We start from the raw sequence: 13,356 nt of genomic DNA, 5'->3' as shown, positions 1-13,356 counted from the left end.
CGAGATTGCGGTTCGTGCTCGTCGAGATTGCGGTTGGTACACGTCGAGACTGAGGTTGGGAGGTCGGGCCTGCGACTTCGCTGAACGTTCGTTGTCACACACTCCAGCGCATGCAGACGCATGGATATTCCGGGGGGCTCTGCTGCGCCTTCATGCCGCAACCCCAGCGCCAGCTAGGGCATGTCTCTAAAGCAGGTGGTTGAGCCATTGGGTGACGGCTCGCAGGACGGCTCCTGCTCGGTAGGTCAGTGCGAGCTTGTCGTAGCGGGTGGCCAGCGCGCGCCATTGTTTGACATCGCTGTATCCGCGTTCGATGACGTTGCGGCCGCGGTAGGCCTCGGTGTCCAGTCCGACGGGCCGGCCACCGCGTGAGCCGCGGTTGCGCCGGTGTTGCTGCTGGTCGCGGGGCTCGGGGATGACGCATTTGATGCCGCGACGGCGCAGAGCCTGCCGGGTGGCGCGCGAGGAGTAGGCCTTGTCGCCACGCAGCATGTCCGGTCTCGTTCGAGGGCGACCGGGCCCGGCTCGGTCGATCGAGAGGGCATCGAGCAACGGGCGCAGCATGGGTGAGTCGCCGCCCTGGCCGGGCCCGCACAGGATCACCAGGGGTAGTCCGTGCCCGTCGACGAGCTGATGGATCTTTGTCGACAGTCCGCCTCGGGAACGGCCCAACGCGTGATCAGGAGGCTCGACGCGCAGATTCTTGTGATTCCACAGCTCCCCCTGTGGTGCGGGCCAGGTTCGTGCCGTGCTGGTGAGCGCGGCAGATCGTGGAGTCGACCGCGACCGACCAGTCCAGCTCTCCTTGGGCGTCGGCGCGGACCAGGAGAGCGTCGAGGACCCGGTCCCAGGTTCCGTCCTGAGCCCAGGCTCGATGGCGCTTCCAGACGGTCTGCCAGGGCCCGAACTCCTCGGGCAGATCTCGCCAGGCCAGACCGCACCGGTAGCGGTAGATGATTCCCTCGATCACCTGGCGGTGATCCCGCCTGGGTCTACCTGACCAGGGACGTTGAGCAGGCAACAGCGACTCGATCGTCTCCCACTGCGCGTCGGACAACACACTTCTGCGACTCATCCACCCAGACTCACGCACACCCGGGCCACCGCTTAGGAGACACGCCCTAGGGGCCGCACTCGTCCGGTGCCTGCCCGTTCGCGCGTTCCCGGTGGGGACGAGCCGCATCAGCTCGCTCCTCACCGGGAAGGCGCTCCACTCCTGGTTCTCAGTACTGCGACATGCCCTGGTCGACGTTCATCGCCAATCCGGTGGTCCAGGTGGACTCGTCGGACAGGAGGTAGAGAATCGCGTTGGAGATCTCCCTCGGCGACATGAAGTTCGGGTCACCCTCCGGCCGCGGCCACACGTTGGCCATCGGCAGAATGCCCGGGCTCTCCCGATCGAGGTCACCGATGATTCCCATCGCTCCGTTGCCCATGAGGGTGTCCACCGGTCCCGGATGGATGGTGTTCACCCGAATTCTCTGCTTCGACATCTCCATAGCGAAGGACTTGCCGAGCGCCGTGACGCCGAACTTGGCCGCGTTGTACGGAGCGTTGAACGGACCGGCCTTGATGCCGTTGGCCGACGAGATGAGAACGATCGAACCGCCGTTGCCCGCGTCGATCATCGTCGGCGCGGCTGCGCGGACCGTGTTCCACACGCCCGTCAGATTGATGTCGATCGTCGTCTGCCACTCCTCCTGCGAGAAGGCGTGCCAGTGATTGATGTTGGCGATTGCTGCGTTCGCCACGATGCCGTCGAGGCGGCCACCGAGCTCTGCCACGCCCTTGTCGACGACCTCCTTGAGGCGATCCGGGTTCCGGACGTCGCCCTCCTCAGCGATGATCCGCCTGTCCAGCGCCTCGACCTCTCGGACGGTCTGCGCCAGGTCATCCGGACTCGCGGGCTCGTACTGGGAGAAGCCCTCGACCGGTCCGGCGATGTCCATCGCGATGATGTCGGCGCCCTCCTCGGCCAGGCGCAGCGCGTGGCTGCGTCCCTGCCCTCGGGCGGCCCCGGTGATGAAGACGACCTTGCCTTCCATACGTCCTGCCATGATTCGTGACTCCTTCGTCGTGAGTGTGGTGGTCGAGGTCGATTACTTGATGAGGGTGCCCGCGTCGACGGGCAGCGGGACGCCGGTGATGAACCGCGCCTCGTCCGAGGCGAGGAACAGAAGGGCGTTGGAGATGTCGCGCGCATCTACCCAGGGGGTGGGAAGCACCTGCATCCCCTTCGAGACCTCCCCGAACTGCTCCCGGGTGGGATGCTCCTCGGCCGGGAGGAAGAGCTTCCATGTCGCGTCGTTCTGGATCATGGGCGTGTCCACCTGGGTGGGGTGGATCGAGTTGACGCGAATGTTGTCGGGCCCGAGCTCCAGCGCGAGCGAGCGCATGAGTCCCACCACCCCGTGCTTCGCAGCGACGTAGTGCGCGGAGTTCGCGTACGGCATGAGGCCGGCGGCCGAGCTCGTCAGCACGATCGAGCCGCCACGCCGTCCGGCCTTCATGTGTGGAATGGCGGCTCGGCACGTGTTCCACACGCCGGAGAGGTTGATGTCGATCATGTCCTTCCAGACCTCGACCGGCAGCTCGTGCGCCGGGGCGAGTCCGGAGATGATCCCCGCGTTGCCGGAGACGATGTCGATGCTGCCAAGCTCCGCGACGCCCTCGTCGGCCAGCGCCTTGACGGCCTCCGCGTCGCGCACGTCGACCTTGCGAGCGATGATCCGGCGGTCGAGCGCCTCGACCTGCCTCACCGTCTCGGCAAGGTCCTGTTCCGTGGCACCGGCGTACGGCACGTTGGGGACGTCCTCCGCGATGTCGAACGTGATGATGTCGGCGCCCTCCTCGGCCAGGCGCACGGCGTGGCTACGACCCTGCCCCCGCGCACCTCCCGAGATGAAGGCGACCTTGCCTGCTACTCGTCCTGCCATGACTCCAGACTCCTTCGTCGTGATCAGTGGTGAACCGTTCGCGACCTGTCAACTGGGGGCGGCACCCCGGCGCGGCCGCCTACGCCGGGGCACCGATGGGTCAGAGCGAACCGCCGGCGTCGATCGGGAGCTGGACGCCGGTGATGTAGCGCCCCTCCTCCGACGACAGGAAGACGATCGCGTTGGAGATGTCGACCGACTGGACCCACGGGATCGGCAACACGTGCAGCGATCGCGACGCCTCGGCGAAGTCGTCCTCGGTCGGGTTCTCGAGGTCGGGCCGGAAGATCTTGATCTGCGCGTCGTGCATGATCATCGGCGTCTCGACCTGGGTGGGGTGCACCGAGTTGACCCGGATCGAGTGCGGACCGAGCTCCTTGGCGAGCGTCTGCATGAGGGAGACAACGCCGGCCTTGGCGGCCGAGTAGTGCGCGATGTTCGCGTTCGCCCGCAGGGACGCACCCGAGCTCGTCAGCACGATCGAACCGCCGTTGCCGGCCGCGATCATGTGCGGGGCCGCGACCTTCGTCGTGATCCACTGGCCCGTGAGGTTGATGTCGATCATCTGCGCCCACGCCTCGTGGTCGAGCTCGATGGTCGGCATCATCGGGCCGGAGATCCCGGCGTTGGCGCTGACGATGTCGAGCCGGCCGCCCAGCTCGGCGACCGAGGAGTCGACGAACGCCTGCATCGCCGCCTCGTCCCGGATGTCGACCTTGGCGGCGATGATCCGGCGGTCGAGCGCCTCGACCTGACGCACGGTCTCGTCCATGTCGGCCTGGGTGCCGCCCGCGTAGGGGATCAGCGGCACGTCCTCGAGGAGATCGACGCCGATGATGTCTGCGCCCTCCTCCGCGAGCCGGACCGCGTGACTGCGACCCTGCCCCCGCGCGATACCGGTGATGAAGGCAACCTTGCCCTCGAGGCGACCCGTCATGTCGTCAAGCTCCTTCGTCGTCGTGGGAATGCGTGTGCCGCGGTGCTGCGGCCCGTGCGGGCGGCGCCCCGGCGCGGCCGCGCACGCCGGGGCACCGATCGGTCAGAGCGTGAAGCCGGCGTCGATCTTCAGCTGCGTACCCGTGACGTAGCGACCCTCGTCCGAGGAGAGGAAGAGGATGGCGTTCGAGAGATCCACGGGGTCGATCGCCGAGATCGGCAGGGCGTGCAGCGCCTGCAGCCGCTCGCGGAAGACCTCCTCGGTCGGGTTCTCCAGGTCCGGGGCGAACAGCTCGTAGAGCGCCTGGTTGAGCACCATCGGGGTGTTGACCGAGGTCGGGTGGATCGTGTTGACGCGGATCCGGTGCGGGCCGAGCTCCTTGGCGAGCGTCTTCATCAGCCCGACGACGCCGTGCTTGGCCGCCGTGTAGGAGCCGACGTTCGGCGTGCCGAGGATCCCCGCGGTCGACGACGTGAGCACGACCGACCCACCGTTGCCGGCCTCGATCATGTGCTTGGCGGCGGCCTTGACCGTGTGCCAGACACCCTTGAGGTTGATGTCGAGCATCGTGTCCCAGTCCTCCTCGGACTCCTCGATCGCCGGGGAGCCGAAGGTGAAGATGCCGGCGTTGGCCGACACGATGTCGAGGCGCCCGCCGAGCTCAGCGACGCCCTCGTCGACGACGGCGGACACAGCCGCGAAGTCGCGCGCGTCGGCGACCCGGGCGACGATCCGGCGGTCCAGGGCCTCGACCTGGCGCACCGTCTCCGCGAGGTCCTCCTCGGTCGGCGCCGGGTACTTGACGCCCTCGACCGGCGCGGCGATGTCGAACGTGATGATGTCCGCGCCCTCCTCGGCGAGACGCACCGCGTGCGAGCGCCCCTGCCCGCGTGCACCTCCCGAGATCAGCGCAACCTTGCCCTCGAGACGGCCAGCCATATCGATCAACTCCTTCGTGTCGTGATGCTCAAACGGATCTCTCGGTCATGACGGACGTGGGGCGGGCGGTCCGCGCCGGTCGCCGGGCGCCACCTGCGGCTCGCCGCCTGTCCTCGTCGTCACCGGCTCCAACTCATGCATCCGGATGGATATTCCGGGCTGAGTCCGTCCGCTACAGCTTCCCGGCCACACGTCACCCGATGTGGTTCCCGGCGTCGACCGGGAACTCGATGCCCGTGACGTACCGCGCCTCGTCCGACGCGAGGAACAGCAGCGCGTTGGACAGGTCGATCGACTCGATGAGGTCGACCGGGTACGGGTTGAGCGTGTGCGTCACCTCGAGGAAGTCCTCCTTGGTCGGGTTCTCGAGGTCGGGCCGGAACAGGTCGTACATCGGCTGCATGAACGTCATGTCCGTCGCCACCGTCGTCGGGTGGATGGTGTTGACGCGGATCTTGTCCTTCGCGAGCTCGAGCGCGAGCACCCGCATGACCCCGATGACACCCATCTTCGCGGCGACGTAGTGCACGACGTTCTGGGCCGGCTTGAGCGCGACGACAGAGCTCGTGATGGTGATCGACCCGCCGCCGGAGGCACGCAGGTGCGGGATCGCCGCGTTGCACGTCTTCCACACACCGGTGAGGTTGATGTCGATCATGTCCTGCCAGGTCTGCTCGTCAATCTCCTCCGACGGCCGGAAGCCCGAGACGATCCCGGCACCGGCGGAGACGATGTCGAGCCGCCCGAGCTCGGCCACACCCTCGTCGAGCACCTCGGTCAGGCGGGCGGAGTCCCGGACGTCGGCCTGCCGCGCGACGATGCGCCGGTCGAGCGCCTCGACGGCCCGGACCGTCTCGTCCATCTCCTCCTGGGTCCCCATCGCGTAGGGCGCCGTGGCGATGTCCTCGAGGATGTCGACGGCGATGATGTCGGCCCCCTCCTGCGCGAGCCGAATCGCGTGACTCCTGCCCTGGCTCTTGGCCGCGCCGGTGATGAAGGCGACCTTGCCCTCGAGTCGTCCTGCCATGGTTGTGCTCCTCACGTCGGTGTGGTGGTGCGCGCGACCGAGGAGGGCACCCGCCTCTCGGTCGTTCGCCGGGTCCCGCGCGCACGAGGCCGCGGGCGGCGGATCAGGCCGAGGACGGTGCCGTGGTGGACTGGGTCATGCGTTCCTCCTCGAACGGTCGCCAGGGCCTCGTCCTGATGTGTGGGCCAGCCCACACGATCCTCATGGGAGCGTATATGACACTGAGTGCCACTGCAATGGATTCCTGAAGGGGACGGAGCGATGCAGGACGACGTCAGCGACGACGGGGCGGGCGGCGGCCCGCGCGCCCCGGCACGGCCCACCGGAGACGACGACACGACGACGAGCGGTCCCGACGACCGGGCCGCGACCGGTTCCGACCGACCCCCCGGCCGCCCTCGCGCGACGACGCACCACGAGCTCGCCACGATCGGCGTCGAGCTCTTCACCGAGCACGGGTACGCCAACGTCTCGGTCGAGCAGATCGCCGCCGCGGCCGGCGTCTCCCGGCGCACCTTCTTCCGCTACTTCGAGACAAAGGCGGACGTGGTGTGGGGCGACTTCGAGGCGGAGGTCGAGCGTCTGCGTGCCGCCCTCGCCGAGGTCGACGACGACGTCCCGATGATGGCGGCGCTGCGGACCGCCGTGGTCGACTTCAACCGCGTCCCGCCGGAGGGCATGGCGCAGCACCGCGCACGCCTCCGCCTCATCCTCACCGAGCCCGACCTCATCGCCCGATCCCTGCTCAAGTTCCAGGGCTGGCGACGCGCGATCGCCGAGTTCGCGGCCCGCCGCCTCCAGGCCGAGGCCTCCGCCTTCGGCCCCCAGCTCGTCGGCGAGGTCGCACTGTCCGTCGCCGTCGCCGCCTACCGCCAGTGGATCCCGAGGCGTTCAGCCGACCTCGCCACCTGCATCGACGCCGCATTCGACGCGGTCACGGACCTTGAGCTGCTCGACGCCGACGTCTCCGCCGCCCTCACCGCGCGCCTCGACCCACCCCGTTAGCACGTCGCCCCCAGGACCATCACCGACGACGACGAACCCCGCGTCACCCCTCCGCCGGAAACAACGACCCTGGCCGGAGGGCCGGCCACAGCAGTTCCGTCGCCCACCGCGCCGTCAACGGTGCGCCTCGCGGCCAGCCACACCGTCCTCGCCGATCCACCCGCCGGCCAGGTGCCCGAGAGCCATCGCCACCGACTGCGTCCCGCCCGAGGTGTGCGAGGGCAAGGCGGACAGGTCGGCGACCCGCAGCCCGCCGACACCCCGCACGCGCAGCCGCTCGTCGAGCACCGCGCCCGTCCCGCCGGCCGCCGCCGTGCCCACCGAGTGGAAGATCGCGCCGCCGGTGTCCCGCACGTACCGCGCCGCAGCCGCGACGTCGCCGGACGGCACGAGACGTCCCGGCACCAGCTCCTCGGCATCGATCGCGGCAACCGCGTCCGACCCGACGACGGCGCGCGCGGCCTCGAGCGCCCGGGCGGCCATCTCCCGGTCCGCGGGGTCGCCGAGCAGCGGGCCGCGAACCTCGGGTGGCGCGTCGACGTCCGCCCCGGTCACATGGACGGACCCGGTGGCGCGCGGGACCAGCGGGAACGCCTGCACCATGAGACCGGCGTGCCCGCTGGGGGTCAGCCCGTCGTCGTCGGTGGAGACCTCGGTGAGGAGAAGCTGCAGGTCAGGGTGTTGACCGCCGCGAGAATCGACGGACGCCACGAGGTCGTAGGGCCCGCGCGCGAGGCGTCCGGAGCCGGTGAGGAGGTACTCGAGGACCGAGCGGCGCAGGCCCCGCCCCCGCAGAGCGGCGTTCATCCCGAGGCCGTCACGGACGCGCACCTTGACCGTCGCGCCCCGTTGCTCCCTGAGCCCCTCTCCCACCTGCGGTGACGCGACCTGCAGCTCGATGCCGAGCGACGCGAGCCGGTCGGGGTCCCCGACTCCCGACCGCTCGAGCAGCTGCGGGGTCTCCAGGGCACCGGCCGTGAGCACGACCTCCCGGCCGCGGTGCAGCAGGCGCCGACCCTTCGCGTCGACAACCTCGACCCCGACCGCCCGGCCGCGCTCGAGGACCACCCGCACCGCGCGCTCCCGCTGCACCAGCCGCACCCGCCCCGTCGCGAGGTGCCGAGCTACGAGGCGCCACGCGGCGGCGCGACGGCCTCGCACGATCGACGCGGGCGTCCGTCCGGCACGGGGCCCGACGGCGGCACGCACGTCGGGTACGAACGGCACCCCCGTCGAGGCGAGCCCGCCGGCGAGTGCCCGAAGCACCTCCGAGTCCCCCGGGTCGCTCGCGGGCGGCGGCACGGGGAGGCGGCGCTCGATCGCCTCGAACGCCGGCTCGAACTCGCGCCATGACCAGTGCGCGCCCAGGTCGGCCGCGAGCGCGTCGTAGAGATGCGGCTCGCCGCGGAGGTACATCGTGCCGTTGACGAGGGTGGAGCCGCCGGGGCCGCGGCCGCGCAGCCACGTCTCGGAGGAGCCGTGGGCGTTCCCGCCGGTGTCGTCACCAGCCGGGTCAGGTTCCTCACCAGCCGACCCGGGACAGGCACCATCCGGCTCCGGCGCGACCCCCTCCTGCGCCGGACGCACCTCGTACTGCGACGACAGGCCCGGCCGCACCATCGTGCGCACGAACCCCATGGGGACCGTCACCACGGGGTCGAAGGTGAACGCGCCCGCCTCGACGATGAGGACGCGCCGGCCGAGGTCCGCCAGCCGGGCGGCGAGGGCGCATCCGGCGGCGCCGGCCCCGACCACCACGACGTCCGCCGCCCGCCCCGTCTCGATCATGTCTCCCGCGACTCCCGCCCCAGCGTCTCCGGCGCGGTCCGCCACGGCATCGCACCGGCGAGCAGCATCACCCCGGCCAGGCCGAACGCCCACGCGTACCCGAGCTCGTCGACGAGCAGGCCCGAGACGATCGGGCCGAGGATCGTGCCGGCGTCCATCGCCATCTGGCTGCGCGCCACGACGGACCCGCCGCTGCGCTCGCGCCCCACGACGTCGGCGAGCACGGCCTGCTGCGCGGGCTGGATCGCCGCGGCGGACAGCCCACCGAGGACGGACATCCCGAGCACCATCACCACGTGCGGCGAGAGGCCCATGAGCACGGAGGTCACCGCGGACACGACGAGCCCGCCGAGCAGCAGCGGCCGCCGCCCCACCCGGTCGATCGCGCTCCCCGTCCAGCGCAGCGCCACGAGCGTGCCGATCGCGTAGCTCGCGAGCGCCACGCCGGGCGACCACTGCCCGGAGCCCGCCACGGTCAGTGCGAACAGCGGGACGATCGCCATCCGCACGCCGAGGTTGGCCCAGCCGTGCACGAACCCGGAGACGAGCGAGGCCCGGTAGGCGGGATCGCGCATGGCCTCGGCCACCCGCATGGGCGGCTGCGCGGGCTCGGCGACCACGCGGGCCTTCGCCGCCTCGCGCTCGGCCCGCGACGGCCGGACGAAGACGGCCACCACCGCGGCCGCGACGAGCAGCCCCACGCCGTAGATGACGAACGGTGCCCGCAGCCCGAGCCCGGACAGGGCCGCGCCGAGCACCGGACCGAAGACGTTCCCGAGCAGGAAGCCCGACCCGAACAGCGCCGACGCCCGTCCACGTTTCGCCACCGGGGCGAGCGCGATGACCAGCGACGCGGCGGAGATGGTGAACATCGTCGACCCGATGCCGCCGAGCCCGCGGAACACGAGCAGCTGCCAGTAGTCGCCGGCGAACGCGCTCGCCCCCGTCGAGAGCGCGACGATGACGAGGCCCGCCACGTAGACGATCCGGGGGCCGAGCCGGCCCACCAGTCCTCCGCCGACCGGCGCGAACACGAGCCGCATGAGGGCGAACGCCGAGACGACGACGGTCGCCGCCGTCACCCCGACCCCGAACGACCGCGCGTACGTCGGCAGCACGGGCGCGACGAGGCCGTACCCCATGGCCACGATGAACGAGGCGACGACGAGGACCCAGATCTCCCGCGGCATCGGCTCGTCCCCCGGTGCGGGCGCGGCCCCTGGTGGTGTCGTCATGTCCTCGCCATTGTCGCCCACCCGGGGCACGACGCCGACGTGGGCACCGCCACCCACACCGGCACCTACGCCGCCGCCCTCGCGTCCTGCCACACCCACCACCTGCCGTTCCGGCCAGTTCTCCCCCGTCCACACCGTTGCCCGCCGCACCGGGCCCGCGGCTAGTGTCGGGACGTGGACGACGTCAACGGCTGGACCGCGATGCTCGCGGAGAATCCCGGCCACTCCCGCTGGTACATCGAGCGGTTCCGACGCATGGCGGACAACGAGGCGGACCTGGCGGGCGAGGCGCGGCTCGTCGACGCGCTGGTCCCCCGCGGCGCACGGATCCTCGACGCCGGTGCCGGCACGGGCCGGGTCGGCGGGCACCTCGCGGCCGCCGGCCACGTGGTGGTCGGCGTCGACCTGGACCCCGAGCTCGTCGAGGAGGCCCGCGCGCTCCACCCGGGCCCGCAGTGGCTGGTCGGGGACATCGCGGACCTGGACTCCGCGCTCGCCGACCGCGCCGGCGCCGCCGAGCCGTTCGACGCGATCGTCTGCGCCGGCAACGTCATGACGTTCCTCGCCCGCTCCGAGCGCCGTCCCGCCCTCGAGGGCTTCGCACGGCACCTGGCCGCCGACGGCCGCGCGGCGATCGGCTTCGGGCCCGACCGCGGGTACCCGGTCGACGACTTCCTCTCCGACGCCGGAGCCGCCGGGCTCGCCCCCGACCTCCTCCTCGGCACCTGGGACCTGCGCGCCCTGCGCCCGTCGTCGGACTTCCTCGTCGCCGTCCTCACGCACGCCTGAGCCGCCCCGTGGATCTCGTCGGCTGGTCGCTCGCCGTCGTCGACGCCCTCGGGGGCGCCGGCATCGCGCTCGTCCTCGCCCTCGAGAACCTCGTCGCGATGATCCCCGGCGAGATCCTCCTGCCGTTCGTCGGGATGCTCGCCGAGCAGAACGGGTACGGGATCTGGTGGGCGCTCGGCTGGACGACGCTCGGCTCGGTGGTCGGCGCCTACGTCATCTACGCGGGCGGCCGCCTCCTCGGCCCGGACCGCGCCCGGCGGCTCCTCCTCAAGGTCCCGCTGACCGAGTCGGCGGACATCGACCGGGCGACCGCGTTCTTCGACCGGTACGGGGCGTGGGCGGTGATCTTCGTGCGCTGGATCCCCATGCTCCGCGCGTTCATCTCGCTGCCCGCCGGCACGCAGCGCATGAACCCGCTGACCTTCGGGCTGGCCACGGCGATCGGCTCCGGCACGTGGAACGGCGTGTTCGTCGTCGCGGGCTACTACCTCGGGCAGCGCGGCTCGGAACTCATCAACGAGGTCGTCACCACGTACTCGCTCGTGCTGGGGATCATCGGCGCGATCGTCGTCGTCGTGCTCGTCGTGCGACGCCTCCGCCGCCGACGCCGCACCCGTGCCGTCGGCCTCGCGGTCCGGCACGTGGCCGAGCGGCCCGCCGTGCCCGAGGACACCCGCCCCGACGACGACGCACACCACTCCGACGACGACCACCCCGCCGACCACCCCGCCACCGACGACGACGCCCCGGCGCCCCGCCCGACCAGCCCGGACGGCCCCGAGAGCGACCTCGTGGCAACCCCTCGACGACACCCGGGCGGCGGCTCGGTGAACAGTTCGTGATCGTGAGCCGCGCCACGGCCGATCCGGCCGGCACCGTCCCAGGATGGAGCCGTGGCCATCCTCGTGGACCCCGGTACGTCGTTCGAGGCTTCCTCGTCCGCTGACCTCGCCGCACCCTCGGCCCCCGCGCGCACGCTCCCACCGGCGCGCACCGCCGCCCCGCCGGCGCACCCCCTCCCGCCGGCCCCCGCAGTCGCCGGGGCCCGCACCGCACCGGCCCCGGCCGCCCGCGCGGTCTCCCCCACGCACACGGTCGACCTCCCGCCGTGGCACCCCTCGGCCCCGTCGCCGGCATGGGCCCCGGTCGACGTCGAGCCGCTCCCGGCGCCGCAGGCCCCCCGCTCGCTCCCCTACGGCGCGCACCGCGGCCCGTGGGCGATCGCCCACCGCGGCGGGCTCGCGAACGCGCCGGAGAACACCGCCGAGGCCTTCGCACGCGCGTCGGCCGTCGGCCTCACCTACCTCGAGACGGACGTCCGCGTCACCGCCGACGGGGTGGCCGTGGCCTTCCACGACGCCACGCTCGACCGCGTCACCGAGCTCACCGGCCCGGTCTCCACCCGCACCTGGGCCGAGCTCGCGGCCACCCCCGTGCTCGGCGGCGGCCCGGTCGCCCGCATCGAGGACCTGCTGGCCTGGTTCCCCGACGCCCGGTTCATCATCGACATCAAGGAGGCGGCGGCGATCGGCCCGCTCGTGGCCGCCGTCCGCCGCACGCGCGCGGCCGACCGGGTGTGCGTCGCCGGCGGCTTCGACGGCTGGCTCGCCGAGCTCCGCGACCGCGCGGGCGTGACCTCCGCGCTCGGCTGGCAGTCCCTGTTCCGCCTCTACGTCGCGGCGATGTCCGGCACCCACCCGCCGCGCCGGCTCGCCGAGGGCGGCGCGTTCGCCCACGCCGCGTGGCGCCTCAACCAGCTCGTCATCATGGGCAACCCGCGGGTCGCCGGCCGCCTCGTCGGCATGGCCCACGACCTCGGCCTGCGCGTCGTCGCCTGGACCGTCGATGCCCCCGCCGACGTGCGTTGCCTGCTCGACCAGGGCGTGGACGGCATCATCGCCGACGACGCCGCGCAGCTCGTGCGGACCTTCCGCTCCGGCGGCCTCGCGCCCACCGGGGCCTGACGACCCGCACCGTCGTCCGCGGCCCGCGAGCCGCCGCGGACCGCTGTGAGATCCTGGCCCTCCCGACGGGCGGAGGACCCCCATGGACACCTGGGACCGGAACCGGCTCTGGCAGGCGATCCGGACCGAGCGCATGCGCCTCGCCGACGACTTCGCCGACCTCACCGCCGAGCAGTGGCAGACCCGCTCCCTGAGCAGCGACTGGACGGTGGAGGAGACGCTCGCGCACCTCACGGCCGCTGGCAGCACGGGCACGCTGGCCTGGCTGCGGAGCATGGTCGGCGCCCGCTTCCGCACGAACGTCCACAACCAGCGCCTCCTCGACCGGCACAAGGGGGCCACCCCGGCCGAGACGCTGCTCCTGTTCCGCACGACGATCCCCAGCCAGGTCGAGCCCACCCCCACCACGTGGGCGTGGCTCGGCGAGGTGGTCGTGCACGGCATGGACATCCGTCACCCGCTCGGCATCGCCTCCGAGCCGGACCACGACGCTGTCGAGCAGGTGGCCCTCAGCTACGTCGCCAAGGACTGGGCGGTCAACTCGAGCTCCGCCGTCGAGGGGCTCGAGCTCGTCGCCACCGACGGGGTCTTCCGGTACGGCGAGGGGCCCGAGGTCACCGGCCGCACGCTCGAGCTCGTCATGGCGATGGCCGGGCGCTCCGCGTACGTCGAGCGCCTCGAGGGACCCGGCGTGGAGACGCTGAAGGAGCGCTTCACCCGCGCGGCCTGAGGCCCT

13 protein-coding genes are annotated in these 13,356 nt (G+C 71.8%); 5 read left to right on the top strand and 8 right to left on the bottom strand.

Annotated elements, in window-relative coordinates:
• Positions 1-186: 186 nt before the first annotated feature.
• The 6 genes from AC24FB_RS08770 to AC24FB_RS08745 all read right to left on the bottom strand — a co-directional run bounded on the left by AC24FB_RS08770 (position 187) and on the right by AC24FB_RS08745 (position 5,839).
• A protein-coding gene (locus tag AC24FB_RS08770) for an IS5 family transposase (RefSeq protein WP_487560162.1) occupies positions 187-1,075 on the bottom strand; the annotation gives its coding sequence in 2 pieces (ribosomal slippage) (positions 187-682 and positions 681-1,075; 891 coding nt in all).
• A 148-nt stretch (positions 1,076-1,223) separates the two neighbouring features.
• Positions 1,224-2,057 (bottom strand): mycofactocin-coupled SDR family oxidoreductase, encoded by an 834-nt coding sequence (locus tag AC24FB_RS08765; protein ID WP_487560161.1) that lies wholly within the window; start codon positions 2,055-2,057, stop codon positions 1,224-1,226.
• A gap of 42 nt (positions 2,058-2,099) precedes the next feature.
• Positions 2,100-2,936, bottom strand: coding sequence for a mycofactocin-coupled SDR family oxidoreductase (locus AC24FB_RS08760; protein ID WP_425713791.1), 837 nt, complete (start codon positions 2,934-2,936; stop codon positions 2,100-2,102).
• A gap of 100 nt (positions 2,937-3,036) precedes the next feature.
• A complete protein-coding gene (locus tag AC24FB_RS08755) occupies positions 3,037-3,873 on the bottom strand; it encodes a mycofactocin-coupled SDR family oxidoreductase (protein WP_425713792.1) in 837 nt (278 codons plus the stop codon).
• Between the two features lie 102 nt (positions 3,874-3,975).
• The gene (locus AC24FB_RS08750) at positions 3,976-4,812 is read right to left on the bottom strand and encodes a mycofactocin-coupled SDR family oxidoreductase (RefSeq protein ID WP_425713793.1); all 837 of its coding nucleotides are present in this window, start codon (positions 4,810-4,812) and stop codon (positions 3,976-3,978) included.
• A gap of 193 nt (positions 4,813-5,005) precedes the next feature.
• Entirely contained in the window at positions 5,006-5,839 is an 834-nt protein-coding gene (locus AC24FB_RS08745; protein ID WP_425713794.1) for a mycofactocin-coupled SDR family oxidoreductase, read from the bottom strand.
• A gap of 261 nt (positions 5,840-6,100) precedes the next feature.
• Between AC24FB_RS08745 and mftR the strand changes: the two genes are divergently transcribed.
• Entirely contained in the window at positions 6,101-6,844 is a 744-nt protein-coding gene (gene mftR / locus AC24FB_RS08740; protein ID WP_425713795.1) for a mycofactocin system transcriptional regulator MftR, read from the top strand.
• A 114-nt stretch (positions 6,845-6,958) separates the two neighbouring features.
• On the opposite strand, the gene AC24FB_RS08735 is transcribed toward mftR, so the two are convergent.
• Both AC24FB_RS08735 and AC24FB_RS08730 read right to left on the bottom strand, forming a co-directional pair.
• Positions 6,959-8,632: a GMC family oxidoreductase gene (locus AC24FB_RS08735; protein ID WP_425713796.1), complete on the bottom strand. Its 1,674-nt coding sequence runs from the start codon at positions 8,630-8,632 to the stop codon at positions 6,959-6,961.
• Positions 8,629-9,867 carry an MFS transporter gene (locus tag AC24FB_RS08730; protein ID WP_425713797.1) on the bottom strand — a complete coding sequence of 413 codons (1,239 nt, stop codon included), beginning with the start codon at positions 9,865-9,867 and terminating at the stop codon, positions 8,629-8,631. The genes AC24FB_RS08735 and AC24FB_RS08730 overlap by 4 nt, the downstream gene beginning before the upstream one ends.
• 201 nt (positions 9,868-10,068) lie before the next feature.
• Here AC24FB_RS08730 and AC24FB_RS08725 point away from each other — a divergent pair, with 201 nt between their 5' ends.
• The 4 genes from AC24FB_RS08725 to AC24FB_RS08710 all read left to right on the top strand — a co-directional run bounded on the left by AC24FB_RS08725 (position 10,069) and on the right by AC24FB_RS08710 (position 13,350).
• Complete coding sequence (locus tag AC24FB_RS08725) at positions 10,069-10,656, top strand: class I SAM-dependent methyltransferase (protein ID WP_463653325.1); 588 nt, start codon at positions 10,069-10,071, stop codon at positions 10,654-10,656.
• Between the two features lie 8 nt (positions 10,657-10,664).
• Positions 10,665-11,498, top strand: a complete 834-nt coding sequence (locus tag AC24FB_RS08720; protein WP_425713799.1) for a DedA family protein — start codon at positions 10,665-10,667, stop codon at positions 11,496-11,498.
• Positions 11,499-11,549: 51 nt separating this feature from the next.
• Complete coding sequence (locus tag AC24FB_RS08715) at positions 11,550-12,620, top strand: glycerophosphodiester phosphodiesterase family protein (RefSeq protein ID WP_425713800.1); 1,071 nt, start codon at positions 11,550-11,552, stop codon at positions 12,618-12,620.
• Positions 12,621-12,702: 82 nt separating this feature from the next.
• Entirely contained in the window at positions 12,703-13,350 is a 648-nt protein-coding gene (locus tag AC24FB_RS08710) for a maleylpyruvate isomerase family mycothiol-dependent enzyme (protein ID WP_425713801.1), read from the top strand.
• Positions 13,351-13,356 lie beyond the last annotated feature (6 nt).

This window comes from Georgenia sp. Z1344 (assembly GCF_057652375.1).
Note: the sequence above shows the minus strand (reverse complement) of the source record. Positions and strands in the feature narration are given on the sequence as shown.